General features: G+C 65.3%; 23 protein-coding genes. 17 read left to right on the top strand and 6 right to left on the bottom strand.

The window, feature by feature from the left end:
* Window positions 1–3 precede the first annotated feature (3 nt).
* On the bottom strand, window positions 4–2,325 hold the full coding sequence (locus QZ409_RS12915; RefSeq protein ID WP_296711832.1) for a GumC family protein: 2,322 nt from the start codon (window positions 2,323–2,325) through the stop codon (window positions 4–6).
* A 458-nt stretch (window positions 2,326–2,783) separates the two neighbouring features.
* Between QZ409_RS12915 and QZ409_RS12910 the strand changes: the two genes are divergently transcribed.
* Window positions 2,784–3,731 carry a GNAT family N-acetyltransferase gene (locus tag QZ409_RS12910; protein ID WP_296711830.1) on the top strand — a complete coding sequence of 316 codons (948 nt, stop codon included), beginning with the start codon at window positions 2,784–2,786 and terminating at the stop codon, window positions 3,729–3,731.
* A gap of 111 nt (window positions 3,732–3,842) precedes the next feature.
* Here QZ409_RS12910 and QZ409_RS12905 read toward each other — a convergent pair whose 3' ends face one another.
* From QZ409_RS12905 to QZ409_RS12895, 3 genes are all read right to left on the bottom strand, one after another.
* Window positions 3,843–4,127 carry a hypothetical protein gene (locus QZ409_RS12905; protein ID WP_296711828.1) on the bottom strand — a complete coding sequence of 95 codons (285 nt, stop codon included), beginning with the start codon at window positions 4,125–4,127 and terminating at the stop codon, window positions 3,843–3,845.
* Window positions 4,128–4,357: 230 nt separating this feature from the next.
* Window positions 4,358–5,971, bottom strand: coding sequence for a phosphoenolpyruvate carboxykinase (locus tag QZ409_RS12900; protein ID WP_296711826.1), 1,614 nt, complete (start codon window positions 5,969–5,971; stop codon window positions 4,358–4,360).
* A 135-nt stretch (window positions 5,972–6,106) separates the two neighbouring features.
* A complete protein-coding gene (locus QZ409_RS12895; protein ID WP_296711823.1) occupies window positions 6,107–6,892 on the bottom strand; it encodes a pyridoxamine 5'-phosphate oxidase family protein in 786 nt (261 codons plus the stop codon).
* A gap of 102 nt (window positions 6,893–6,994) precedes the next feature.
* Here QZ409_RS12895 and QZ409_RS12890 point away from each other — a divergent pair, with 102 nt between their 5' ends.
* The 5 genes from QZ409_RS12890 (at window position 6,995) to QZ409_RS12870 (ending at window position 10,973) form a co-directional block, all read left to right on the top strand.
* A complete protein-coding gene (locus tag QZ409_RS12890; protein WP_283365829.1) occupies window positions 6,995–7,693 on the top strand; it encodes a response regulator transcription factor in 699 nt (232 codons plus the stop codon).
* Window positions 7,690–9,558: a sensor histidine kinase gene (locus tag QZ409_RS12885; RefSeq protein WP_296711815.1), complete on the top strand. Its 1,869-nt coding sequence runs from the start codon at window positions 7,690–7,692 to the stop codon at window positions 9,556–9,558. The genes QZ409_RS12890 and QZ409_RS12885 overlap by 4 nt, the downstream gene beginning before the upstream one ends.
* 8 nt (window positions 9,559–9,566) lie before the next feature.
* On the top strand, window positions 9,567–10,049 hold the full coding sequence (locus QZ409_RS12880) for an HPr kinase/phosphatase C-terminal domain-containing protein (RefSeq protein WP_296711812.1): 483 nt from the start codon (window positions 9,567–9,569) through the stop codon (window positions 10,047–10,049).
* Between the two features lie 193 nt (window positions 10,050–10,242).
* On the top strand, window positions 10,243–10,644 hold the full coding sequence (locus tag QZ409_RS12875; protein WP_296711807.1) for a PTS sugar transporter subunit IIA: 402 nt from the start codon (window positions 10,243–10,245) through the stop codon (window positions 10,642–10,644).
* Complete coding sequence (locus QZ409_RS12870; RefSeq protein ID WP_296711804.1) at window positions 10,641–10,973, top strand: HPr family phosphocarrier protein; 333 nt, start codon at window positions 10,641–10,643, stop codon at window positions 10,971–10,973. The genes QZ409_RS12875 and QZ409_RS12870 overlap by 4 nt, the downstream gene beginning before the upstream one ends.
* A 40-nt stretch (window positions 10,974–11,013) precedes the next feature.
* Here the strand turns inward: QZ409_RS12870 and pgi are convergent, their stop codons facing one another.
* The gene (gene pgi, locus QZ409_RS12865) at window positions 11,014–12,657 is read right to left on the bottom strand and encodes a glucose-6-phosphate isomerase (RefSeq protein WP_296711801.1); all 1,644 of its coding nucleotides are present in this window, start codon (window positions 12,655–12,657) and stop codon (window positions 11,014–11,016) included.
* Between the two features lie 151 nt (window positions 12,658–12,808).
* Here pgi and QZ409_RS12860 point away from each other — a divergent pair, with 151 nt between their 5' ends.
* Together QZ409_RS12860 and arsC are read left to right on the top strand one after the other, a co-directional pair.
* Window positions 12,809–14,620, top strand: coding sequence for an ATP-binding cassette domain-containing protein (locus tag QZ409_RS12860; protein ID WP_296711799.1), 1,812 nt, complete (start codon window positions 12,809–12,811; stop codon window positions 14,618–14,620).
* 19 nt (window positions 14,621–14,639) lie between these two features.
* Window positions 14,640–15,074, top strand: a complete 435-nt coding sequence (gene arsC / locus QZ409_RS12855; RefSeq protein ID WP_296711795.1) for an arsenate reductase (glutaredoxin) — start codon at window positions 14,640–14,642, stop codon at window positions 15,072–15,074.
* 10 nt (window positions 15,075–15,084) lie between these two features.
* Here arsC and QZ409_RS12850 read toward each other — a convergent pair whose 3' ends face one another.
* Window positions 15,085–16,281 (bottom strand): hypothetical protein, encoded by a 1,197-nt coding sequence (locus QZ409_RS12850; RefSeq protein ID WP_296711791.1) that lies wholly within the window; start codon window positions 16,279–16,281, stop codon window positions 15,085–15,087.
* A gap of 151 nt (window positions 16,282–16,432) precedes the next feature.
* Here QZ409_RS12850 and arfB point away from each other — a divergent pair, with 151 nt between their 5' ends.
* From arfB to QZ409_RS12805, 9 genes are all read left to right on the top strand, one after another.
* Complete coding sequence (gene arfB, locus QZ409_RS12845; RefSeq protein WP_296711789.1) at window positions 16,433–16,855, top strand: alternative ribosome rescue aminoacyl-tRNA hydrolase ArfB; 423 nt, start codon at window positions 16,433–16,435, stop codon at window positions 16,853–16,855.
* Window positions 16,856–16,962: 107 nt separating this feature from the next.
* Complete coding sequence (locus tag QZ409_RS12840; RefSeq protein ID WP_296711785.1) at window positions 16,963–17,577, top strand: ribonuclease D; 615 nt, start codon at window positions 16,963–16,965, stop codon at window positions 17,575–17,577.
* A 180-nt stretch (window positions 17,578–17,757) separates the two neighbouring features.
* Window positions 17,758–18,489: an LPS export ABC transporter periplasmic protein LptC gene (lptC, locus tag QZ409_RS12835; RefSeq protein ID WP_296711782.1), complete on the top strand. Its 732-nt coding sequence runs from the start codon at window positions 17,758–17,760 to the stop codon at window positions 18,487–18,489.
* Between the two features lie 2 nt (window positions 18,490–18,491).
* Complete coding sequence (locus QZ409_RS12830) at window positions 18,492–19,214, top strand: LptA/OstA family protein (protein ID WP_296711778.1); 723 nt, start codon at window positions 18,492–18,494, stop codon at window positions 19,212–19,214.
* An 18-nt stretch (window positions 19,215–19,232) separates the two neighbouring features.
* Entirely contained in the window at window positions 19,233–20,000 is a 768-nt protein-coding gene (lptB, locus tag QZ409_RS12825) for an LPS export ABC transporter ATP-binding protein (protein WP_296711775.1), read from the top strand.
* Between the two features lie 211 nt (window positions 20,001–20,211).
* The gene (gene rpoN / locus QZ409_RS12820; RefSeq protein ID WP_296711772.1) at window positions 20,212–21,774 is read left to right on the top strand and encodes an RNA polymerase factor sigma-54; all 1,563 of its coding nucleotides are present in this window, start codon (window positions 20,212–20,214) and stop codon (window positions 21,772–21,774) included.
* 245 nt (window positions 21,775–22,019) lie between these two features.
* Entirely contained in the window at window positions 22,020–22,610 is a 591-nt protein-coding gene (gene raiA, locus QZ409_RS12815; RefSeq protein ID WP_296711769.1) for a ribosome-associated translation inhibitor RaiA, read from the top strand.
* Window positions 22,611–22,820: 210 nt separating this feature from the next.
* Complete coding sequence (locus tag QZ409_RS12810) at window positions 22,821–23,288, top strand: PTS sugar transporter subunit IIA (RefSeq protein ID WP_296711766.1); 468 nt, start codon at window positions 22,821–22,823, stop codon at window positions 23,286–23,288.
* 85 nt (window positions 23,289–23,373) lie between these two features.
* On the top strand, window positions 23,374–24,072 hold the full coding sequence (locus QZ409_RS12805) for a sulfate transporter family protein (protein ID WP_296711764.1): 699 nt from the start codon (window positions 23,374–23,376) through the stop codon (window positions 24,070–24,072).
* The last annotated feature ends 3 nt before the right edge of the window (window positions 24,073–24,075 follow it).

The raw sequence follows: 24,075 nt of genomic DNA, 5'->3' as shown, positions 1-24,075 counted from the left end.
GCTTCAGGCGGCTTCCGCTTCGCGGGCGTCGTCGAGCGGCGCGGCGCGGACAATGGCGGCGAAATCCTGTTCCGGCGCTCCGATGCGGCGCAGCAGATCGGGGGCGTCTTCCTCGTCTCCCGGCTCGTTCGAGACGACCAGCAGGATCTGGTCGGCGGCGGCGACGAGGTCGCGCAGGCCCTCCTCGTCGCTCGCGTCGGGTCCGTCCATCACGACGAAATCGAAATGGCCATTGATGCCGGAGACGGGCCGGAACACGCTTTCCTGGGCGATGGCCGCGCAAATGCTCTGCTCGTCCGGCCAGGACGGGATGAGGCTGAGCGATTGCGAATAAGGCGCGAGACGAACCAGCGGGCGCATCTGTCCGGCGGCCTCGATCAGGGTCCGGGGCGCGTTGTCGGCCGCCGCGTGGTGCTGCGCCGGATGGGCGGCATGGGCGTCGATGAGCAGGGCGCGCGCGCCCTTGGCGGCGGCGACGCGGGCCAGATTGGCGGCGAGCGTCGAGGCGCCGGCGCGCGGCCAGGTCGCGGCGACCAGCACGATCAACGGACGGCTCGCGTCATCATCTTCATCGCGCCGTTTCCGGGCCTCCGCCTCCAGCCGGTCGTAAATCGCCTCGACCGTCTCTGAAAAGGGCGATCGTGGGCGGCGGTAAGCCTCGCTCAGCAGCGCGACGGCGGCGTTATCACGCGCTCCGGCGGCGGTTTTGATGGCCGGAAGCTCCGCCAGACATTCGAGCGTGCGGCGCCGGGTCGCGGGCGGCTCGGGGACGGGCGGCTCGGGAACGGGGGCTTTGGGAGCGGGGGGCCGCGTTTCGCCTGTTTCGGCCTCTTTCGCCGTTTCGAACATGCTGGCGACGGCGAGGCCGCCGAGCGCCAGAGCGGAGCCGATCACGCCGCCGGCGATGGTCCACAGGACCGCGCCTATCGTCTTGCCCTGGGTATTAGGCGCGCGGGCGGGCGAGATGATGCGGAAATTGGGCGCCTCGCGGCGGCTCATGTCGTCGGCGTCGTGCCAGCGCGTCTGCAGGACGGTGAGCGCCTTGCGCTTGGCCTCGATGTCGGATTCCATTTCATGCAGCGGCGCTTCGAATTCGCGGGCGCGGGTGGTCTCGGCGGCGAGGTCGGCGAGCTTCTTGTTCATGGCCGCCGCTTGCGCCTGCGCCTCGGCGAGCTGGGATTTGGCGGAGCGGCGCAGGCCCGCCAGCGACTGGGAAATGCGGCGGTCGAATTCGCGCAGCCGGGCTTTTCCCGCGACGACGGCGGGGTGGAGGTCGCCCAGGCTGCTCTGGAGCTGTTCGAGTTCGCCGCGCGCAGCGGCGCGCCCTTCGATCAGAACCTGTAATTGCCGCGATTCGGGGTCCGGACCGAAGGCGGCGACGGCGCCGATGTCGGAGGGCGCCGTTTCGAGCTGCTTGAGCCGCGTGCGGGCCTGGGCCTCGCGATTTTCGGCGGCGGTAAGGGAATCGGCGGCTTCCGAGATGCGGCGCTCGGCGATCGCCTTGTCGTTCAGGCCGACCAGATTGTGCTCGATCTTCAAATTCAGCAGCCTCGTCTCGGACTCGCCGAGTTGCTGGCGGAGATTGTCGACGCGGGTGTTGAGGTCCGCCGCGAGCCGGCGCGCGGAAGCCATGCGGTCCACGGCGTTGACTTCGCCATAGGCCTTGACCATGGCGTTGGCGAGATCGGCGGCGCGTTCGGGATTCTTGTCCGTGACGGTGATGTTGACGAGGAAGCTGCGCTCGGCGCGCGTAATGGCCACGGTCTTTTGCAGGCCCAGCAAGACCTTGTTTTCGGCGAGATCGCGGGCGCGCCTGGCGTCGGCGCTTTCCGGCTGGGTCCCCGCGTCTGGTTGGGGCGCGCCGGCGCCGGCAGGTTTTTGATCGCCCACTAGACCCTGATCGCGGATCACGCGCAGGAGCACCCGCTCCGAGCCGATCACGCCCATCTGGCTTTCCACATAATTGATCGCCGAATTGGCCTCCAGCGTCGTCGCCGGGACGTCGGCGTCGAAGGAGCGGAATTCCTGCGGATCGATCAGGATTTGCGCGGTCGCCTTATAGGTCGCCGGCAGCACGAATTTGGCCATGCCGGCAAGCGTTCCGCACACCAGCCCGGCGACCGCGAGCAGCCGGATGTGGCGGCGAGCCTGGCGGCCCAGCACGACAGCGGCCTCGCGCCAAGGATTCGGGATGTCATTCGCGATGTCATCCGGGATGTCATTCGCAATGTCATGGCCGCTGTCATTGGGGCCGGGTCCCGCCGCTTCCGGGGTCTCGGCGGGCGACCGTCGCCCTTCCGTGGCCATGGTCTGCGAAGCGGTCATGGGATTCCCGACGATGAACTGCACGCGTCGCAAATTGGGGACGCTCGCCCCCAGCGCGACGCATGCAGCTTCCCCCATTATGGTTAAGAACTGCTTGCGCGCCGGAGGCATTTTACGCCCGTGCGAAACATCCTTGAGATTCAAGCGTCGCCACAACCCGATCTTAGGAAATTGCACTGCAATATCAGGCCGAACGGGACGCTGGGACGCGGCCCGCGCTTTATGGGAGCAGGGCTCTGTTTACCGTCGAAACGATCCGCGACCTGTCGCGTCTTGGCGAACTGGCGGAGGAATGGGAGCGGCTGGCCGCGGGCCTTTCGCCGCGCCTGCCTTTCAATTTTCCCAGCTGGGCGCTCAACTGGTGGCCGGCCTTTCGCCGCAACAGCTTCGCGGCGCGCGACGAATTACTGTGCTATGCGCTCCGCGACGCCGACGGCGCCCTGGTCGCGGTCGCGCCCATGTTCGTCACCCATCGTCCCGCCCATGGGCCGTTGCGGACGCGGGAGCTGCAGTTCTTCGGCGCCGACGCCAATGTCACGGAATGGCGCGGCCTGATCTGCCGTCCGGAACAGGTCGAACCGGCTCTTGCCGCCCTGTCGGCCCGGCTGCAGGAGGACAAGCCCGCCGATTTCGTGCAATGGCGCGGCCTGCCTGCCGGTCCCTGCGCGCGCGCCATTCGGGGCGAATTCACGCCACAGCCCGGCATGGACCTGCCCGTCTTCTATCTCGACCTTCCCGACAGCTGGGACGCGTTCAAACGGAATCTACCGCGCAACGTCAAGGAATCCCTGCGCAAATGCTATAATTCGCTGGCGCGGGATGGTCATCCGTTCATATTGCGGGTGGTCGAGGCGGAGGCGGATGTTCCGGCCGCGCTCGACGTCTTTTTCGCCCTGCATAATCTGCGCGCGGAAGCGCGGGATACCAGCGTCCGCCATCCCGACGTCTTCGGCGCCGCTCAAAGCCAGGATTTTCTGCGCGCATTCTGCGCCGATATGGCCCGGCGCGGCGATTTGCGCATTTTCCAGCTGGTCATCGCGGACAAGGTGGTCGCCACCCGCGTCGCTTTCATCCTTGGCGACGAACTCTACATGTATTTCAGCGGCTATGATCTCGAATGGAGCCGCTACAGCGTCATGACCACTCTGGTCGCCGAGGCGATCCAATGGGCCATCGCGCATCGCCTGCGGCTGTTCAACCTGTCGACCGGCAGCGACGTGTCCAAGACCCGCTGGCGCCCCGCGCGCGTCGATTTTTGCGGCGGCTATGTCCTGCTCGGCGGCGCCGTGAGCCGCATTGCGCTCGCGGCTCTGCTCGCGCTGCGCAACCGGCGCGGCCCGGCCAAACCTGCCGCCGCGCCGGCGGGGGGCGAGCCGCAGCAGGGCCTCGCGGCGGGATCGACCTGATCCGGCTTCGACAGGATCAGCGCCCCCGGGAGCCGAGCTGAGGCCGTCGCGCCCCTAAAACGCAAAACGCCGCCCGAGGGCGGCGTTCGCGGCGGCTGACGGCGGCGGACGTCAGGCCGATTTCAACTTCACCGCGACGGCGGTGGCGCAGACGCGCTTCAGCGGCGTCGCGCCGGGATGTTCCGTGCGCGGCAGGATTTCCTCGCGATAATCGACATCGACCAAGGCGTCGGCGTCGCAGTCCTCGGCGGCCTGCATCAGCTTGTGCAGCGCTTTCAGCCGGAACAGATTGGCGTCGATCGTTTCGCCCGCGCCACGCCAGTCGGAGGCGGCGCTGATCTTGCCCAGGGACGTCAGGGTCTCTTGGTTCAGTTCCTTGGATGAGCCGATACGCATATACATTCTCACGTTTCAAGTTCGCTTGTTGGGACGATAACAACAGCGTGAGGTTTCCGATTCCTTAATGGCGTGAATAAGACCAAAAATAGTATTTTAATCTGTGGGAAAGCCGCAAAGATTAATGTCTATTCATCAAGATGAACAAGTCATTAATATTCGACGGCTTCGACAATGAAAAACCCCGCCTGCGGACAGGCGGGGTTCGAAGCTTTGGCTCGCGGAAAGCTTTATTCGGCGGCGATCTGCACGGCCGGGGCGGCTTCCTTGACCTTGGCGTCGACATGCGGCTCGAAGGTCACGAAATTGTCGCGGAACAATTTCACCAGCTTCTTCGCCGTCTCGGCGAATTCAGCCTTCGAAGCCCAGGTCTTGACCGGGTTGAGGATATGCGGCTCGACGCCCGGCACCGAGGTCGGCACAGCGAGGCCGAAATAGGGGTCGGTGCGGAAGTCGGCCTTGTTCAGCGAACCGTCCAGCGCCGCCGAGAGCAGGCGGCGGGTCACGCGGATCGGCATGCGGCGGCCCGTGCCATATTTGCCGCCGGTCCAGCCGGTGTTGACCAGCCAGCAGTCGACGTGATGCTTGGCGATGAGGTCGCGCAGCAGATTGCCATATTCCGACGGGTGACGCGGCATGAAGGGCGCGCCGAAGCAGGTCGAGAAGGTGGCGGAAGGCTCGGTCACGCCCTTTTCCGTGCCGGCGACCTTGGCGGTATAGCCGGACAGGAAGTGATACATGGCCTGAGAGGCGTCGAGCTTGGCGATCGGCGGCAGCACGCCGAACGCGTCGCAGGTCAGCAGGACGATGTTCTTGGGATGGCCGGCGCGACCGGTCGCCGAAGCGTTCGGGATGTAGTCCAGCGGATAGGCGATGCGCGTGTTTTCCGTCTTGGAATTATCGTCGAAGTCCGGAACGCGGGTCTCGGGATCGAGCACCACATTCTCCATCACCGTGCCGAAACGCTCGGTGGTGGCGAAGATTTCCGGCTCGGCTTCGCGCGACAGCTTGATCGCCTTGGCGTAGCAGCCGCCTTCGAAGTTGAACACGCCTTCCTTGGACCAGCCATGCTCGTCGTCGCCGATCAGCGTGCGCGAGGAATCGGCGGAAAGGGTGGTCTTGCCGGTGCCCGACAGGCCGAAGAAGATCGCCGAATCATGGCCGTCGCCGACATTGGCCGAGCAATGCATCGGCATGACGCCTTCGGGCGGCAGGATGTAGTTGAGATAGGTGAAGACCGACTTCTTCATCTCGCCGGCATAGGAGGTGCCGCCGATCAGCACGATTTTCTTGGCGAAATTCACTGCGATGATGGTCTCGCTGCGGCCGCCGTGGCGCTTCGGATCGGCGCGGAACGAGGGCAGGTCGACGATGGTCAGGTCGGCGATGTTGTTGAGCAATTCGTCGGCGGTCGGGTTGATCAGCAGGTTGCTGATGAACAGCGAATGCCAGGCGTATTCGGTCACGACGCGGGTCTTGACGCGATGGGCCGGGTCGGCGCCGCCGAACAGGTCCTGCACGAAAAGGTCCTTGCCTTCGGCGTGCTTCAGGAAGTCTTCGAGCAGGGCGTCGAAATTGGCGGGCGTGATCGCGCCATTATTGTCCCACCACACGGTATTTTCGGTGGTCTCGTCGCGCACGACGAACTTGTCCTTGGCGGAACGGCCGGTATGGGCGCCTGTCTCGGCGACCAGCGCCCCGCCGGCGGCCAGAACGGCCTCGCCGCGGCGCAGGGATTCCTCATAGAGCGCCGGGGCGGTCAGGTTGTAATAGACATTCTTGAGTTTCTTGAACCCGAAGGTTTCAACCGGAAAGGCCGGATTGAAGACGCCCGACTGAGCCATGTGTTTCTCCCGACTGCGCTGAAAAAAGGAAGAGCGCGTAATTCTTGCGAAAGTTCCGGGTCCGTTTACGCGCCGCATAGGGGCCATGCAAGTGAGAAATAAGACGGTTCTTTGACCTAGATTAAATTTACCATGTCAGCCGTCCGCAGGGACGCTGTTTTGCGCTTCCGCCAAAGCTTCCCGCCACGCGGAGGGAGATGAAGCGGGCCGAACGAAGGCAAGCCGGGCCGATATTTGCGGGGCGGCGAGGTCTAGGCCCTCCGGATCCAGTCCGGTCGCCCGCCAGTTCAGGGCAGGGTCCGCACCGGCCGCGCGCGCCCAATCGCCGCGGCTTTCGCGGGGCAGGGCGTTGATCTCGTCGAGCAGGCTTTCTTCCGCCGCGAAGAGGTCTTCGGCGCTCGCGACATCGGCGAGGATGTCGCCGCCCGGATAATCCGCCGCGCGCGCAAAGCCGCCATTGAGATGGGCGGCTTCGGGCTCGAGCCGCCAGAAGGAGAAGTCCGGGAAGTCCGCGTAGAGCGCGGCCTTGGGATGGCGGCGCAGGAAACGGGCGCGCGCCCGGGGATCCGAGGTCGGCGCGAGGCGGCCGACCACCGTCAGGCGCGGATGGGCCAGTGGGTCACCCTTGCCGCCTTCGGCCAGCAGGAGCGAGCCGCGCGCGTCCGCGCGCAGGTTTTTCGTGTGATGGGCGAGGCCGGAAATGAGCAGCACGGGCGCGCCGTCGCAATCGGTGGCGACGCTGGTGAGGCTGGCGAAGGGATAGCCGGCGTCGCGGGTCAGGGTCGCCAGCGCGCCCGCCGGCGTCGCGCGCAGCAGGATTTTGGCGAGCGCCAGCCCGTCGAAGGTGTTCTCGGCGAGGGGGGCGAAGGGGGGCGCGACAGGGGCGAGAGGCGATTGCGGGGCGTCGTCGGTTGTGTTCATGGCGCATTCATTGAAAACGGAGTGAATTCTAGAGCGATGCTACTATATATTAGCGTCACGGAGTCGCTTCGCTGGCGCCCCCGTCCAAAAAAGAGGTTTGTCATGCCGACCATCGCGCTTGTCGACGACGATCGCAACATCCTGACTTCGGTCTCCATCGCTCTGGAGGGGGAGGGCTATCGCGTCCAGACCTATAATGACGGCATGGCGGCGCTCGAAGGTCTCAAGACCAATCCGCCCGACATGGCGATTTTCGACATCAAGATGCCGCGCATGGACGGCATGGAGCTGCTGCGCCGCCTGCGCCAGAAATCCGACCTGCCGGTGATCTTCCTCACCTCGAAGGACGAGGAAATCGACGAATTGTTCGGCCTGAAGATGGGCGCCGACGATTTTATCCGCAAACCCTTCTCGCAGCGCCTGCTGGTCGAGCGCGTCAAGGCGATCCTGCGCCGCTCCAATCCCAAGGAAGCCGCCGCCCAGAAGGAAACCGAGGCCAAGATCCTCGAACGCGGCCAGCTCAAGATGGACCCCGAGCGCCACGCCTGCACCTGGAACAACGAGCCGGTCGTGCTCACGGTCACGGAATTCTTGATCCTGCAGGCGCTGGCGACGCGCCCGGGCGTGGTCAAGAGCCGCAACGCGCTGATGGACGCCGCCTATGACGACCAGGTCTATGTCGACGACCGCACCATCGACAGCCATATCAAGCGGCTGCGCAAGAAGTTCAAAATGGTGGATGACGATTTCGAAATGATCGAGACGCTTTACGGCGTCGGCTATCGCTTCAAGGAATCGTGATCCAAGAGCCGGGGGCGGGCTTGCAGGAAAGCCTGGACGAGCGCGTCGGCGCGGAGCGCGCGAGGGACAGCGGGACCGCGCGCTGGCCGTCGAGGCTGATTGGCGCGCTGCCTTCCAGCCCGCGCGCGAAGCGGCGCGCCGTGGCCTTGCGCGCCCTGTGGCGCGGCTTCGTCTCGCGCTTTTCCTCATCGCTGACCCGGCGCATCATCCTGCTTAATATCGGCGGGCTATTCGCGCTGCTGATCGGCTTCCTCTATCTCAACCAGTTCCGACAGGGCCTGATCGACGCCCGTATCCAGAGCCTGAGCACCCAGGCCGAGATCATCGCGGCCGCGATCGCGGCCTCCGCGACGGTGGACGCCGACGCGATCACCATCGATCCGGAAAAGCTGCTCAAGCTCGCGCCCGGCCAGAGCTATGGCCTCGACGAGGAATCCAAGGCCGGCCTTGAATTCTCCATCAATCCCGACCGCGTCGGGCCGCTGCTGCGCCGCCTCGTCTCGCCAACCCGCACGCGGGCCCGCATCTATGACCGCGACGGCTATATGCTGCTCGATTCGCGCTCCATCGCGGCGCGCTCCAACATTCTGCGCAACGAACTGCCGCCGCCCGGACAGGAGGAAGGCCCACGCTGGCCGGAATGGCTGGGAGACCTGTTCCAGGGCAAGTTCAATTCCGAGAAACTGCCGCTTTACGAGGATATTGGCGTCGCCAATGGCCGCGCCTATCCTGAAGTGGCGAGCGCCCTGGAAGGGCGCGAAAGCTCTTTCGTCCGCGTCAACGCGCATGGCGAAACCGTGATTTCCGTCGCCGCGCCGATCCAGCGCTTCCGCACAGCGCGCGGCGCCTTGCTGCTCTCGACGCAAGGCAGCGACATCGACGAGGCGATCGCCGGCGAGCGGCGGGCGCTGGTGCGCATCTTCCTCGTCTCCGCCGCGGTGATGTTCCTCCTGTCGGCCGCGCTGGCCGGGACCATAGCTGAGCCGATGCGCAAGCTGGCCGAGGCGGCGGACCGGGTGCGGCGCGGCGTCAAGTCGCGCCAGGAAATCCCCGATTTCACCGACCGTAACGACGAGATTGGCCATTTGTCCGGAGCCTTGCGCGACATGACGCGCGCCCTGTTCAACCGCATCGAGGCGATTGAGCGTTTCGCCGCCGATGTCGCGCATGAATTGAAGAACCCGCTCACCTCGCTGCGCAGCGCCGTCGAGACCTTGCCCATCGCCAAGACCGATTCCGCGCGGGGGCGGCTGCTCGAAGTCATCCACCACGACGTGCGCCGGCTCGACCGGCTGATTTCCGACATTTCCGACGCCTCGCGCCTCGACGCGGAACTTGCGCGCGGGGACCGCGAGCCGATCGACATCGCCCAATTGCTGCGGGCCTTGGTCGACGCCGGCAACCAGATCGAGCGCGAGGACGGCGTCAAAATTCGGCTGAAAGTCGAGCCCGGGCCGCTGCCGGGCCACTGGCTGATGCTGGGGCATGATTCGCGTCTCGGCCAGGTGTTCAACAATCTGATCGACAACGCCCGCACCTTTTCGCAACAAGGCGGGGAGGTGCGCGTGACCCTGCGCCGCGCGCGGGGCGCCTTCGAGGAAGGGCAGGCGCAGCGTGCCGGCTTTGAAATTCTGGTGGAAGACGACGGCCCCGGCATTCCCGACCATGCCTTCGAGCGGATTTTCGAGCGTTTCTACACCGACCGTCCCAACCATGCCTTCGGCCAGAATTCCGGTCTGGGGCTGTCGATCTCGCGCCAGATCGTCGAAGCGCATGGCGGGACGATCCACGCCGGCAATCGCCTCGACGAGGAGGGCGAGACGCTCGGCGCGCGCTTCGTCGTCTTCCTGCCGGCGGCGGAATGAGGGCGCCCATGACTCTGCAGAGCGAGGAGGCGCCCTTTCCCGTCAGCGCCAATGCGGTGGCGCTGGGCGAAAGCGGCGTGTTGATTCGCGGCGCCTCAGGCGCGGGAAAGTCGAGCCTCGCCCTCGCGCTGGTCGAGGCCTGGACACGGCGGGGCGATTTCGCGCGTCTGGTCGGCGACGACCGCGTTCTGGTGCGGATTCGCGGCGGCCGGGCGCTGCTCAGCCCGCATCGCGCCATATCCGGCCTCGCGGAATGGCGCGGCATCGGCCTTCTCGACCAGGATTACGAAAAATGCGCCGTTCTCGCGCTGATCGTCGATCTGGAATCGGAAAGCCAGCGGGCGGATTGCCCGCGTTTGCCCGAGCCGAAGGAATTATGCAGCGATTTCCTTGTCTTGCACGACGTCCCGCGCTTGCGGCTCCCGGCTCGGGAAACCGAGAGGTCGGTGGCGGCCATCATGGCTTTTCTGCACAATTTTTCGACAAAGTAATACAAGTCGCTCATTTCGCTTGCCAAGTCGGTCGCAAACACGAAAATGGCTGGTCTGAAATTCGGCGATTTCGTGACCAGATGTGCGCTTTAGAGATGGGGCGCCCGGTTGCGGCGCCGGCCCGAAGGCTCTCCCCCCGCCGCCCGGCGGATTTGGGAGGCCGATGCGGGCGAGGACAGGATGGTAAGTGTCAATGATTGGCATAGTGCTTGTGACGCATGGCCATCTGGCGACGGAGTTTCGCGCGGCGTTGGAGCATGTTTGTGGTCCGCAATCGCAATTGGCGACCATTACAATTGGTCCCGACGATGACATGGAAATCCGCCGACGGGATATTATCGAGGCGATCTCCCAGGTGGATTCCGGGGCCGGCGTGGTGATCCTGACCGATATGTTCGGCGGAACGCCGTCCAATCTCGCGATTTCGGTGATGAATGGCGCTAATGTGGAAGTTGTGGCGGGCGTTAACCTGCCCATGCTGATTAAACTCGCTTCAGTCCGCGACGAGGCTCCGCTCGAACAGGCGGTGACTCAGGCGGCCGAAGCCGGCCGCAAATATATCTATGTCGCAAGCAAGATATTGTGTGGGAAATGAGCATTTTGGACGAAGCCGGACCCTGCGACTGCCCGCCTAATCCGCCGCCGCCGGATGGCGCGGTCACGCGCGAACTGCCGATTATCAATCGCAAGGGCCTTCACGCCCGCGCCACGGCGAAATTTGTCCATTGCGTCGAGCAATTCGACGCCGAAATTACCGTGTCGCGCTGCGGCGAAACGGTCGGCGGCCAGTCCATCATGGGCATATTGACGCTCGGCGCCGGCATTGGCAGCACGATCACCGTTTCCGCCACGGGCGCGCAGGCGCAGGCGGCGCTGGAGGCCATCGCCGCGCTCGTCGCCAACAGGTTCGGCGAAGACGAATAGCCGCAGTTTGGCGGCAAGCAGCGCGCAATCGCCGGGGCTTTCAGCGATACACCTCAAACAGAGCCCGGCGCGCGGAAATCAGCCCGGCGGTCGAGCCGTCGAGCCCGGAAAGGTCGGCGCTTGCGTCGGAGACCAGCGGCGCGAGCCGGCTGCACAATTCCTTGCCCAGCTCCACGCCCCATTGATCGAAGGGATTGATGTCCCAGATCACGGATTGCACGAAGACCTTGTGCTCGTAGAGCGCCACGATGCGCCCGAGCGTGCGCGGATTCAGCTGGCGATAGAGGAAGGTCGAGGACGGCCTGTCGCCCGAAAACACCTTGTGCGGCGCCAGCTCGTCGATCTGCGTGGGGCTGAGGCCCTGGGCGCGCAGGAGCTCGCGGACTTCCTTTTCAGTCCGGCCGCGTAAAAAAGCTTCGCTCTGGGCGAGGCAATTGGCGAAGAGAAGAGCGTGGTGCGCGTCGTCTGCGTGCGTCGGCTCGGCGGCGACGAGGAAATCGACCGGAGCGATTTCCGTGCCCTGATGCAGCAATTGGAAGAAGGCGTGCTGGCTGTTGGTGCCGGGTTCGCCGAACACGATCGGCCCGGTGGCGCGCGGCGAGGGCGAGCCGTCGCGCAGCACGCTCTTGCCGTTCGACTCCATGTCGAGCTGTTGCAGATAGGCCGGGAAACGGGCGAGGCGCTGGTCATAGGGAATGACCGCCTGCGCGGCGAAGCCCCAGATATTGCGGTGCCAGACCCCGATCAGGCCCATCAGAACCGGAATATTATGCGACAGCGGCGCTGAGCGGAAATGGACGTCCACATCATGGCCGCCGCGCAAAAAATCCTCGAAATGCTCGGGGCCGATGGCGATGGCGAGGCTGAGGCCGATGGCCGACCACATCGAGTAGCGCCCGCCGACCCAATCCCAGAAGCCGAACACGCGATCCGCATTGATGCCAAAGGCCGCGACCTTGTCGAGCCGGGTCGAGACGGCGGCGAAATGATCCCCGACGGCGGCCTCTCCCAGCGCCGAGGCGATCCAGGCGCGCGCGCTGGCGGCGTTGGCCATGGTCTCCTGGGTGGTGAAGGTTTTCGAGGAGACAATGAACAATGTGGTGGCCGGGTCGAGCGCGGCCAAAGTGTCGGCGATATCGGCTCCGTCCACATTGGAGACGAAATGCGCGCGCAGTTGCGGGGACGTAAAAGGCGAGAGCGCGCGGGCCGCCATGGCCGGACCGAGATCCGAGCCGCCGATGCCGATATTGACGACGTCGGTGAAGGAATCGCCACGCGCGCCGCAAATTTCGCCGGCACGGACGGCGTTTGCGAAGGCGGCGACCCGGGCGCGCACCTCCTCCACCGCCGGCATGACGTCCTCGCCGTCGACGCGGACCGGCCCGCCGGAGAAATTGCGCAGGGCCATGTGGAGGGCGGGCCGGCTCTCGGTGGCGTTGACCTTCTCGCCCGAAAACAGGGCCTCGCGACGTTCGTCGAGGCGGCAGGCGCGGGCGAGATCGATCAGATGGCCGAGGGTGGTCCGGGTCAGGCGATTCTTCGAATAATCATAGAGCAGGTCGTCGAGGCGAACGGAAAAATGGTCGAATCGCTGGGGGTCCTCGGCGAAGAAATCCACGGTGCGCCGGGCGGCGATATCGACGCGATGGGCTTCCAGGGCGGCGAAGGCGAAGGCGCGGTCCATGTCCTGTCTCCCAAGGGAATAGCTCTTTCCCCAAAGCTTAGCCTGCGGCGCGGGAAAAAAACAGCGCGTCGCCGGTTGCGGCGACGTTCCGGCGCCGCGCTCTCAACGTGGGGGATCTTGCGGTTGTCGCAAAATTCAGTTTGAACACTGCATGGCTCCTCCCATTCTCACCTTGCAGGGCGTCGGTCTGACCCTTGGCGGCAAACCCCTGATCGAATCCGCCGACCTTTCGGTCGAGCGGGGCGACCGCATCTGCCTCGTCGGGCGCAACGGCTCGGGCAAATCGACCCTGCTGAAAATCGCCACCGGCGAGATCGAGCCGGATCGCGGCAAGCGCTTTTTCCAGCCCGACGCCACCGTGCGCTATCTGCCGCAGGAGCCGGACCTGTCCGGCTATGCCGACGTTTTCAGCTATGTGATCGCGGGCCTGGGCCCGAGCGACGCCGATTATCGCGCGCATTACCTGCTCGACCAATTGGGCCTGACCGGCGCCGAAAAGCCGGAAAACCTCTCCGGCGGCGAGGCCCGCCGCGCCGCTCTCGCCCGTACTCTGGCGCCGGAGCCGGACATTCTGCTGCTCGACGAGCCGACCAACCATCTGGACCTTCCCGCGATCGAGTGGCTGGAAGGCGAGCTGGCGAGCCTGCGCTCGGCGCTGGTGCTGATCAGCCATGACCGGCGTTTCCTGCAAAATCTTTCGCGGGCGACCGTCTGGCTGGATCGCGGCGTCACCAAGAGGCTCGACCGAGGCTTCGGCGAATTCGAGGCCTGGCGCGACGCGCTGCTGGAGCAGGAGGAGCGCGACGCCCAGAAACTCGACCGGAAGATAGCGGCGGAGGAACATTGGGTGCGCTATGGCGTCACCGCTCGGCGCAAACGCAATGTCCGCCGCATGGCCGGCTTGTCGGCCCTGCGCCAATCGAAGCGTGACGCCAAGACGATGGTCGGCGAGGTCAAGATCAGCGTCGCCGAGGGCAAGGTGTCTGGCAAGCTGGTGGTCGAGGCCGAGAATGCCGCCAAGAGCTTTGGCGATCGTCCCATCGTCAAGGACCTGTCCTTGCGCATGCTGCGCGGCGACCGGCTCGCGCTGGTCGGGCCGAACGGCGCGGGAAAGACTACTTTGATCAATCTGCTCACCGGCGTGCTGGAGCCCGATTCCGGGACGATCCGGCTCGGCGCCAATCTGCAGATGGCGACGCTCGACCAGCGCCGCGCCGCGCTCGATTCCAACGCCACACTCGCCGACACGCTGACCGGCGGCGGCTCGGACTGGGTCGAGATCAATGGCGAGAAGAAGCATGTCATCGGCTATATGAGGGACTTCCTGTTCCAGCCAGAACAGGCGCGCACGCCGACGGGCAAGCTCTCGGGCGGTGAACGTGCGCGGCTGCTGCTCGCCCGCGCCCTCTCGCTGCCGTCGAATTTTCTGGTGCTCGACGAGCCGACCAATGATCTCGATCTGGAGACGCTCGACCTGCTGCAGGAAATGCTGGCGGATTATCCGGGCACGATCCTGCTCGTGAGCCATGATCGTGATTTTCTTGACCGCGTCGCCGGCTCCGTGCTGGTCTCCGAAGGCCAGGGCAAATGGATTGAATATGCCGGTGGTTATACCGACATGGTGGCGCAGCGCGGCGCGGGACTCGGCCCGGCGGTCAAGGCCAAGGCGCCAGAGAGCAAGAGCAAGCCGGCTGCTGTGAAGGCGGAGCGCGCCCCGGACACAAGGCGCCGGCTGAGCTTCAAGGAAAAGCACGCGCTGGAGACTCTGCCGGCGACCATGGAGAAATTGCGCGCGACGGCGGGCAAATTGCACGAGATACTGGATGATCACGTGCTTTACGCCCGCGATCCGAAGCGCTTCAATGACGCGTCCGCGCTGCTGGCCAGGACCGAAGAGGAGCTGGCCGCCGCCGAAGAGCAATGGCTGGAGCTGGAAATTCTGCGCGAGGAAATTGGAGGCTAGGCCTCCTCAGGAGACGGACATGAGCGCTTTCGACGTCATCATCTATCACAACCCCGCCTGCGGCACGTCGCGCAACGTGCTGGGCCTGATCCGCAATTCGGGGATCGAGCCGCATGTCGTGGAATATCTCAAGACGCCGCCAACGCGCGCGCTGCTGGAAAACTTAGTCGCACGCGCGGGGCTGAAGCTGCGCGACATCCTGCGCAAGAAGGCGCCGCCTTTTGCGGAACTGGGCCTCGACAATCCGGCAGTGTCGGATGACGATATTTTCGCGGCCATCACCAAGCATCCGGTGCTGATCGAGCGCCCGATCGTGGTCAGCCCGCTGGGCGTGAGGCTTTGCCGCCCCTCGGAAAAGGCGCTGGAGATTCTGCCCGCCCAGCGCGGCGAGTTCTTCAAGGAAGACGGCGAACGGGTGGTCGACGAAAAGGGCCGCCCGGTCGCCTCGGCCTGAGCCAGCGCCGCTAATGCGGCGACCATTGCGGCGCCGTCGGGCGCGCTGTCTTGTAATCGCCGCGCGCCACGAGGGCGAAGGCGCCCAACGCCAGCGCCAGCATGGTGATCCACCAGGCTTCGACGGAGGCGATGCCGAAGGCGCCCATGGCGAAGACAAAAGTGAGGGCGCCGATCCAGAACGGCGCTTGACGCTCCGGCTGCGCGGCGGCGGCGCGATATGCCAGCAGAACCAGAGCCGCGACAGCGAAGGCGCCGATCAGGCCGAGGTCCGTCCAGATCTGGAACAGGATGGAATGCGGCGCCGAGAGCGGCAGATAGCCGCGCCAATAGCCGGAATTCACGAAATTGAAGCCGTGCCCGGTGAAGATGCGCACGCCGTCATTGGCGATCATCGCGCCCCAGGCCTTCACGCTGAGCAAGGAAGACGCCGCGTCTGGCCCGATCAGCGGGCCGACCAGCAGCGGGACGAGCGGCGCGCCGGCGAAACAGGCCGCGCTGAAACGTCCCAGCCAAAGGCCCGTGGCGCGGGCGTTCCAGAGCGCGAAGGCGAAAGCCAGAGCCGCGAAAGCGGTCGCCGCGAGGGCGCCGGGCGCCGGCGCCGAAACCGCCGCCGCCAGCACCACAATGGCGAGGCTCGCCGAAAGGGTCGGGCGATTGCGCAAATGGGTCGCCGCCAGCGCCGGCCAGAGCAGGAGCAGCGCGGCCTCCATGCCGAGGACGAGATCCTCGTCGCCGGCTTGGCCGCCCCCCGCGATCCGCGCGCTCAGGACGAGCGCGCCAAGCGCCGTCAGGGCCACGCCGAGCGGCAGAAAATAGAGATTGGCCGCGCGGGTGCGCGGAGGCAGCGCCGCCGCGACCGGCAGGACGCTGGCCATCGTCAACATGGCCTTGATCAGGCGCGGCGCGGCTTCGGACGGAAAAGGCGTCCAGAGCAGGGAAAGCAGCATCCAGAAGGCGAGAAAGCACGCCGCCAGCCCGACGCCCGACAGCAGGAAGGCAAAAATGTCGCGCATGTTCAGGCGCGGCGCGAGCGCAATCCCCGTGGCGAGGATCAGCGCGCCGCCGATCGGCGGCAGAATGAAGATCGCGCGCGGCGACAGCAGCTGGAAAAAGGGCGTGGCGACGAAAACCACCGCGACGCCGATGCGCAGGAGGAGATTGGCGGCGTCGTCGGACGCTTTGTCGGCGGTTTGCTGGTTGATCATTACGCAAGCGATTCGTTATGAGAAAGAGGCTTCGGCGTCGTCCGGAAGACATATTCTAGACAATGCGGGGCGGCGGGGCTGTGAGCAATTCGCAACAGTGACGAGCGATTCTCCAGTTCAGCCTGATCAGGACGCTTTTGGCGGGCGGCAAATGATACGGATCACGCGGTCGATCTCGATCGACGAGTCGGAATTGCATGAGGATTTCATGCGCGCGTCGGGTCCGGGCGGCCAGAACGTGCAGAAGGTCGAATCCGCCGTGCAGTTGCGGTTCAACCTGTTCGAATCGCCCAATCTACCCGAGGCCGTGCGCGCAAGGCTGATCATTCTCGCCGGGAGCCGCCTGGCCCTGAATGGCGACCTGATCATCAATGCGCAAAGATTCCGCACCCAGCCGCGCAACCGCGCCGACGCGCTTGAGCGGCTGGTCGCCCTGATCCGCGAGGCGGCGTTGCCGCCGCCCCCGCCGCGCCGCCCGACGCGGCCGACGCTCGCCTCCAAGAAACGGCGGCTGGAGGGCAAGAAGCAGCGCGGCGCGGTCAAAAGCTTCCGGGGCAGGCCGTCCGAGGACTGACGCGCCTTTCGTCCCAGCGGCCCGGCCGCTTGCCGCTGGCTGGCGGCGATGCTAGGGCTTCGGCGCTGCGCGATCCCTGTGACGCGGGCGGCCGGACGAGAGACAGAATGACCATTCGCTTGCATCAGGGCGACCTGCCCGACGATTATCTGCCCGGCGCCAGCATCGCCATTGACACCGAGACGCTCGGCCTCAATCCGCATCGCGACCGCCTTTGCCTCGTGCAGCTCTCGCGCGGCGACGGCGAGGCAGATCTCGTCCAGATCGCCAAGGGCCAGACCGCCGCGCCCAATCTCGTCCGTCTGCTCACGGATCCGGCGGTCGCCAAGCTGTTCCATTTCGCCCGGTTCGATCTTGCAATCCTGCAAAAGACCTTTGGCATGCGCGTCACGCCGGTCTATTGCACCAAGATCGCCTCGCGGCTGATCCGCACCTATACTGACCGCCATGGGCTGAAGGATCTCTTGCGCGAATTGCTCGGCGTGGAGATTTCCAAACAGCAGCAGACCTCGGACTGGGGCGCGGAGCGGCTCAGCGAGGCCCAACTCGGCTATGCGGCCTCCGACGTCCTGCATCTGCACGCGTTGCGCGCCAAGCTCGACCTGCTGCTCGCCCGGGAGGGCCGGACCGAGATCGCGCAGGCCTGTTTCGATTTTCTTCCCACCCGTGCGGAACTGGATTTGCTGGGCTGGCCGGAAACGGATATTTTCGCGCATAGTTAAGCTTTGCCGCGTCGGGCGGCGGCGCGCCGAAGGATGATGGTTTCGAGGACATTATTTCGCCTCGCGGCCGGCTTACTGACGCGCGGGCGTCATGAATCGGAGCGGCGTTTTGCAGTCAGATCGCGTTTGTTCGAAGCTTCTTAACCGGCGGCGCCGCACATCGGGCGGAAGGACGCGTCGATGATTTCAGGGGGCGCCGCGGCCCGGGGCGGAACCATGCCGAGCGAGGGACCAAGACAGACCAGCGACGGCTTCCCCGCCGCCAATCCCATCCGCGCCCGCGCCTTCCGGTCGGCGTCGCGGCACAGCGCCCGCGTCAAATGGCTCCGGCGCGCGATCCTGCTTGGCGCAGCGGCGGCGATCATCGGCGTGCTCGGCTATTCCTATTTCGGCGCCCGGGATATCGGCGACGTGCATTTCTCGCTCGAACGATTCGGAATCAGCGGCGACAAGATCACCATGGAGCGCCCGCGCCTGACTGGCGTCCGCCGCGACGGCAAGCCCTATGATGTGAGCGCCGAGACAGGCGTCCAGAATCCGAAAGATCCCTCCCGCACTCTGCTGACCAAGCTGGTCGCCAAGCTTCGAATGGCCGACGATGGCGACACGCTGATCACCGGCGAAACGGGAGCCTATGATTCCAATACGCAGGTGCTTGACCTCGCCGGCAATGTCCATATCAAAGGCGTCAATTTCGATCTTGCGATGCGCAGCGCGACCATGAATTTCAAGACCAATATCTTCGGCTCGAATGAGCCGGTGCGGCTGGATTTCGCCAGCGGATGGATCGAGTCAGACGCTTTGTCCTCGACGGAGAATGGCGTGGAGGTCACCTTCGAGGGCAATGTGCGGTCGCAATTCGTCCAGCCGCCCGAGGATGCCCCGGCCGCGCCCGGCCAGAAGGAACGCTGACCATGATTCGCGGAATCTCCTCGCGGGCGCAAGCTCTCACCCTGGCGCTCGCCTTGTCCGCGACGCCCGTCTTGTTCGCCTGGCCCGTCCTCGCGGCGCCGCCGGCGCCCGCCGGCGCTCCGGCCAGCCCGGCGCCCGCCGCTGCGGCTCCGGGCGCGGCGCTGCTGCCGGGCGGCGGCAGCCGCGAGCCGATCAATGTCTCGGCCAACAAGCTCGATTATTTCGACAAGGAGCAGAAGGCGGTCTATACCGGCAATGTCGTCGCTGTTCAGGGCGAGACACGCCTCAACGCCTCCGTCCTCACCATCTATTTCGATCGCAAGCCGACGGCGGGCGCCTCCGGAACAGCTCCGGCCGCCAAGGAGGGCCCGGGCGGCGCCAATTCCGGCCTGCGCCGCATGGAGGGCAAGGGGCCGATCTCGATCACCAACAAGGATCAGATCGGCACCGGCGACGCGCTGGTCTATGACAAGCCGCAGAACAAATTCATGCTCATCGGCAATGTTGCGCTGTCGCAGGGCGAAAATGTCACGCGCGGCGACCAGCTGACCTATGACCTGTCCACAGGCCAGGCGATCGTCACCTCCAAGGGCCGCGTTCACACCCTGATCGTGCCCGGCGAGGACGCCAAACCGGGCGCAACGCCCGCACCGAAACCCGCTGCCCCCAAGCCTGCCGCCCCCAAGCCCGCTGCGCCGCCTGCGCTCAGAAATACGACGCCCTGACGCGACACGCCCGCCTCGATGCAATGCGCGCGCCTTGAGGGCGCCGACGACCGACCGATCGGCCTGACCATGCTCTACGTCCATCATCTGGGAAAAAGCTACAAGGCCCGCCGGGTCGTCGAGGATGTGAGCCTGAACGTCCGGCGCGGCGAGGCTGTCGGCCTGCTCGGGCCGAACGGCGCCGGCAAGACCACGGTCTTCTATATGATCACCGGGCTCATCAAACCCGACAAGGGCATGATTGAACTCGACGGCCACGACGTCACCGGCCTGCCCATGTATCGCCGCGCCCGGCTCGGCATCGGCTATCTGCCGCAGGAAGCGTCGATCTTTCGCGGCCTGAGCGTCGAGGACAATATTCGCGCCGTGCTGGAGATCGCCGAACCGGACCGCGACCGCCGCTCCCAGCAACTTGAATCCCTGCTGGAGGAATTCGACATCAAGCGCCTGCGCAAGTCGCCCTCCATCGCTCTTTCGGGCGGCGAGCGCCGCCGCTGCGAGATCGCCCGCTCGCTGGCCAGCAATCCGTCCTTCATGCTGCTCGACGAGCCTTTCGCCGGCATCGACCCGATCGCGGTCGGCGACATTCAGGATCTTGTGCAGCATCTGAAACGGCGCGGCATCGGCGTGCTCATAACGGACCACAATGTCCGCGAGACGCTGGGCCTGATTGACCGGGCCTATATCATCCATTCCGGCCATGTGCTGACCGAGGGCGAGCCGGACGCGATCGTCGCCAATCCGGACGTGCGGCGCTTCTATCTCGGCGAAGACTTCCGGATGTAACGCAAACGCTCGCCGAGCGTGAATGCGCGGACAAAGAAGTTTTGTGCTGAAACAAGGCTCTGCTCAGCAGGATCGGGGCGATTTTCGTTTGGTTCGCGACGTCTTTTTTCGTGGCCGACGTCTAAAAAAAGGTGTATGCAAAAAACGGGCCGAGCGGGTCCGTGTAAGCGCAGGGCCGATGGCCCGGCCTTTTCCGGTATGTGAGTTGCGAATGGCTCTATCCGCCAAAATGTTGCTTCGACAGGGCCAGTCCCTGGTCATGACGCCGCAACTGCTGCAGGCGATCAAGCTCTTGCAATATTCCAGCGTCGAACTGGCGGCCTTCGTCGAGGAAGAGCTGGAGCGCAATCCGCTGCTGGAGCGCTCCGAGGATGGTCCGGACCCGACGCCCACGGGAATCGACGCCGTCGCCGCCGCGCAGCCCGGCGATGAAACCACGGCCTTTTCCGGCGATCCCGCCGAGACCGACTGGAGTTCTCCCCAACTTGCCGTGTCTTCCGAGGGCCTTGCGGAAAGCCTCGGCACGGATGTCGAAAACGCCTTCGACGCCGACCGCGACCTCAGCCCGGCGGTGGAGCAGAACAAGCTCGAAGCCATGGGCCTGTCCGATTCGGCCTGGTCCGGCGTGGGCGGCGGCGAGGCGGGCGGCGAGGCGTCGAATATCGAGGCCTATGTCGCGGGCCAGACCACGCTTTCAGACTTTCTGGGCCAGCAGCTGGCGCTTGCGACGGACGATCCCGTCGAGCGCATGATCGGAACGGGTATCATCGACGCCATTGACGAAGCCGGCTATCTGCGCGAGAGCGCGGAGGAGATCGCCGATCGTCTCGGAGCGTCGCTGGAGCGCGTCGAAAAGGTCATCTCGCTCGTCCAGACTTTCGAGCCGACGGGCATCGGCGCGCGCGACCTCGCCGAATGTATCGCGCTGCAATTGCGCGAGCTGGACCGCTTCGATCCGGCTATGCAGGCCATGGTCGCCAATCTGCCGCTGGTGGCGCGGCGCGATTTCGCCGCCTTGCGCAAGATTTGCGGCGTGGACGACGAGGACCTGCGGGACATGCTGGCGGAAATCCGCCGGCTCGATCCCAAGCCCGGCCGCGCCTTTGGCGGCGCGCCGGTCCAGCCGGTTGCGCCGGACGTGATCGTGCGCGCGGCGCGCGACGGCTCCTGGCTGATCGAGCTGAATTCGGAGTCCCTGCCGCGCGTTCTCGTCAACCAGACCTATGCCGCCACCGTTTCGCGCAAGGGCGGCGCGGACGAGGACAGGAACTTCCTGTCGCAATGTCTCCAAACCGCCAATTGGCTGACCAAGAGCCTCGAGCAGCGCGCCCGCACCATCCTCAAGGTCTCCACCGAGATCGTGCGCCGGCAGGATGCTTTTCTGGCCCTGGGCGTCGAGCACTTGCGCCCGCTCAATCTGAAGAACATCGCCGACGCCGTCGGCCTGCACGAATCGACCGTTTCGCGCGTCACGTCCAACAAATATATGGCGACGCCGCGCGGCCTGTTCGAGCTGAAATATTTCTTCACCGCGTCGATTGCGGCCCATGGCGGCGGCGACGCCCATTCGGCCGAGGCGGTGCGCTTCAAGATCAAGCAGATGATCGACGCGGAGGAGCCGGAGGCCATCCTTTCGGACGACGCCATCGTCGAACGCCTCAAGGCGCAAAACATCGATATCGCCCGTCGCACGGTCGCCAAATATCGCGAAAGCCTGAGAATTCCGTCTTCTGTCGAGCGCCGGCGCGAGAAGCAGAGCGCCGCTTCGTTCTGACGCGCGAACCTCCCGGCGAGGGCGGCGCCGAAGCAGCGACGCTCCGTCGTTTGGGGGCGTCGGGTGCGGCATTGACTTCAGTCGCGGAGGCTTCTAACCCTTGAATGAACGCTTTGGCCTGGCCCGGAATTTCGCGCGGCGGCGCTTCGAGCCCCGCCGCAGGGAGCCGAGGGAATGCTCCTGACGGCGCCAAGAACAGTGGCCTGGAACAAGAGCGGCTTGAAACCAAGAAACGGAACGACCCGATGCCCCTGCGGATCTCTGGCAAGAACATCAATATCGGCGAGGCTCTGCGCAACCATGTCTCCGATCGGCTCAACGCGGCGACCGGTAAATATTTCGACGGCTCCGTCACCGGCCACGTCACGATCGAGCCCGAAGGCTCCGGCTATCGCACCGATTGCACGCTTCACCTGACCTCCGGCGTCACGCTCCAAGCCGAAGGCCGCGCGCAGGAAGTTTACGCCAGCTTCGACCAGACCGCCGCACGCATCGAAAGCCGACTGCGCCGATACAAGCGCAAGCTGAAGGACCGTGGCGCCGCGCGCGAGGCCGGCCCGGCCGGCGAGCCCATTCGCTATACGGTTATCGGCGCGCTCGACGAGGCCGCCGAGGCCCCGGCCGAACATGATTTCAAGCCTGCCGTGATCGCCGAATCTGAAAAGTTCCTTCAGGAATTCTCCGTTTCGGCCGCCGTGCTGGAACTGGATCTGACCGGCGCGCCGGTCCTCGTCTTCCGTCACGCGACCAATGGCCGCGTGAACGTGATCTATCGCCGGCTCGACGGCAATATCGGCTGGGTCGATCCGACCGTCGGCGATAAAGGCGCCGCGTGATAGCGGCTCATTTTTTGCTTGAGTTCGCGCGAGCGCCTTTTTTCGGGCTTGCGCGAACCCCGGTGGGTGGGCCGCGCGCGTTTAGCGACGCCTTGAAGGACGCCTGCGCGCGTCTCTTGAAGTGCGCCTGGGCGCGTTTTTCGAGGGGCGCTTGGGCGCGTCTTGCGATTGCGGGTCCTGCTGTCGGCGCCTTGACGGAAAACGATCTTCATGCCGCTTGAAAATCTTCTGGTCCCTGAGGCGATTTTGCCTTCCCTCCGGGTGAATGGCAAAAAGCAGGCGTTGCAGGAATTGAGCGAAAAGGCGGCGGAAGTCTCCGGACTTCCGGCCCGTGAGATTTTCGAAGCCTGGATGCAGCGGGAAAAGCTCAATTCCACCGGTCTTGGCGATGGGATCGCCATTCCGCATGGAAAATTGCTGAATGTCCCACGGATATTTGGCATTTTTGCTCGGCTGGAGCGCGGAATCGACTTCGAATCGCTCGACGGCCAGCCCGTCGACCTGCTGTTTGGCCTGATCGCGCCCGAGAATGCCGGAGCCGATCACCTGAAGGCGCTCGCCGTCATCGCGCGCTTGCTCAGAAATCCGGCGACGCTGGCCAAGATTCGGGCGACCCGCGAGGCGCCTGCGATCTACGCCATATTGACGCAAGCCGCGCCGTCCTCCGACGCGGCCTGACCGCCGCGCCGGCGCTGCAATCGCACCTCATGCGCGCCATAAGCTTCGTCTGTCGCGCGCCTTCGTCCAGAACTGAGCCGCCGCCATGATCGATGACGCCGTCGCCAGCCTTCGCGATATGTTCACGCCACCGTTCCGCGCGGTGCTTTGGAAGTCGCTCGGCCTGACCCTGGCCCTGTTGGCCGGGCTGTGGCTAGCGCTGGAGCGCGGGGCCGTCTGGCTCACGACCAGCGGAGAATCCTGGTTTGCCGGGGCGCCCTGGCTCAAGACCTTCGTCGAGGTCGCGGCGGCGCTGGGTCTGTTTGTCGCGCTGATCTTCCTGATCGCGCCCGTGGCCATGCTGGTGGCGGGCTTCTTCCTCGACGAGCTGGCCGAGCACGTCGAGGCGAGGATCTATCCGCCCGACCGGCAAGGCCGCGCCGCGCCCGCGCTCACTTCGTTGTGGCTGGCGCTGAAATTTTCCGGCGTGGCGCTGGCGGTCAATCTCATCGCCTTCGCCCTGTGGCTGATCCCGGGCGTCAACGCACTCATCTTTTTCGTGGCCAACGCCTATCTGTTCAGCCGCGAATATTTCGAACTGGCGGTGATGCGTTATCGCCCGCCGGAGGAAGCGCGCGCCCTGCGCCGCCGCCATAGGCTAACGATCTTCGCGGCGGGGCTGCTGATTTCGCTCTTCGTCGCCACGCCGGTGCTGAACCTGCTGACGCCTCTGTTCGGAATCGGCCTGATGGCGCGGCTCCACAAAAGGCTGACGGAGCCGCAGCCGGCGCCTTACCAGCGCTAAGGC

Origin of the sequence: Rhodoblastus sp. (assembly GCF_019449565.1) — a bacterium.
Taxonomy (GTDB): Bacteria; Pseudomonadota; Alphaproteobacteria; order Rhizobiales; family Beijerinckiaceae; genus Rhodoblastus.
This window is presented reverse-complemented; position numbering and strand designations above follow the sequence as displayed.

Excerpts from the sequence above, each read along its gene's own strand:
- QZ409_RS12915 (WP_296711832.1), bottom strand. The coding sequence starts at position 2,325 with ATGACCGCTTCGCAGACCATGGCCACGGAAGGGCGACGGTCGCCCGCC.
- QZ409_RS12910 (WP_296711830.1), top strand. The coding sequence starts at position 2,784 with ATGTTCGTCACCCATCGTCCCGCCCATGGGCCGTTGCGGACGCGGGAG.
- QZ409_RS12905 (WP_296711828.1), bottom strand. The coding sequence starts at position 4,127 with ATGCGTATCGGCTCATCCAAGGAACTGAACCAAGAGACCCTGACGTCC.
- QZ409_RS12900 (WP_296711826.1), bottom strand. The coding sequence starts at position 5,971 with ATGGCTCAGTCGGGCGTCTTCAATCCGGCCTTTCCGGTTGAAACCTTC.
- QZ409_RS12895 (WP_296711823.1), bottom strand. The coding sequence starts at position 6,892 with ATGAACACAACCGACGACGCCCCGCAATCGCCTCTCGCCCCTGTCGCG.
- QZ409_RS12890 (WP_283365829.1), top strand. The coding sequence starts at position 6,995 with ATGCCGACCATCGCGCTTGTCGACGACGATCGCAACATCCTGACTTCG.
- QZ409_RS12880 (WP_296711812.1), top strand. The coding sequence starts at position 9,567 with ATGACTCTGCAGAGCGAGGAGGCGCCCTTTCCCGTCAGCGCCAATGCG.
- QZ409_RS12875 (WP_296711807.1), top strand. The coding sequence starts at position 10,243 with ATGATTGGCATAGTGCTTGTGACGCATGGCCATCTGGCGACGGAGTTT.
- QZ409_RS12870 (WP_296711804.1), top strand. The coding sequence starts at position 10,641 with ATGAGCATTTTGGACGAAGCCGGACCCTGCGACTGCCCGCCTAATCCG.
- pgi (WP_296711801.1), bottom strand. The coding sequence starts at position 12,657 with ATGGACCGCGCCTTCGCCTTCGCCGCCCTGGAAGCCCATCGCGTCGAT.
- QZ409_RS12860 (WP_296711799.1), top strand. The coding sequence starts at position 12,809 with ATGGCTCCTCCCATTCTCACCTTGCAGGGCGTCGGTCTGACCCTTGGC.
- arsC (WP_296711795.1), top strand. The coding sequence starts at position 14,640 with ATGAGCGCTTTCGACGTCATCATCTATCACAACCCCGCCTGCGGCACG.
- QZ409_RS12850 (WP_296711791.1), bottom strand. The coding sequence starts at position 16,281 with ATGATCAACCAGCAAACCGCCGACAAAGCGTCCGACGACGCCGCCAAT.
- arfB (WP_296711789.1), top strand. The coding sequence starts at position 16,433 with ATGATACGGATCACGCGGTCGATCTCGATCGACGAGTCGGAATTGCAT.
- QZ409_RS12840 (WP_296711785.1), top strand. The coding sequence starts at position 16,963 with ATGACCATTCGCTTGCATCAGGGCGACCTGCCCGACGATTATCTGCCC.
- lptC (WP_296711782.1), top strand. The coding sequence starts at position 17,758 with ATGATTTCAGGGGGCGCCGCGGCCCGGGGCGGAACCATGCCGAGCGAG.
- QZ409_RS12830 (WP_296711778.1), top strand. The coding sequence starts at position 18,492 with ATGATTCGCGGAATCTCCTCGCGGGCGCAAGCTCTCACCCTGGCGCTC.
- lptB (WP_296711775.1), top strand. The coding sequence starts at position 19,233 with ATGCAATGCGCGCGCCTTGAGGGCGCCGACGACCGACCGATCGGCCTG.
- rpoN (WP_296711772.1), top strand. The coding sequence starts at position 20,212 with ATGGCTCTATCCGCCAAAATGTTGCTTCGACAGGGCCAGTCCCTGGTC.
- raiA (WP_296711769.1), top strand. The coding sequence starts at position 22,020 with ATGCCCCTGCGGATCTCTGGCAAGAACATCAATATCGGCGAGGCTCTG.
- QZ409_RS12810 (WP_296711766.1), top strand. The coding sequence starts at position 22,821 with ATGCCGCTTGAAAATCTTCTGGTCCCTGAGGCGATTTTGCCTTCCCTC.
- QZ409_RS12805 (WP_296711764.1), top strand. The coding sequence starts at position 23,374 with ATGATCGATGACGCCGTCGCCAGCCTTCGCGATATGTTCACGCCACCG.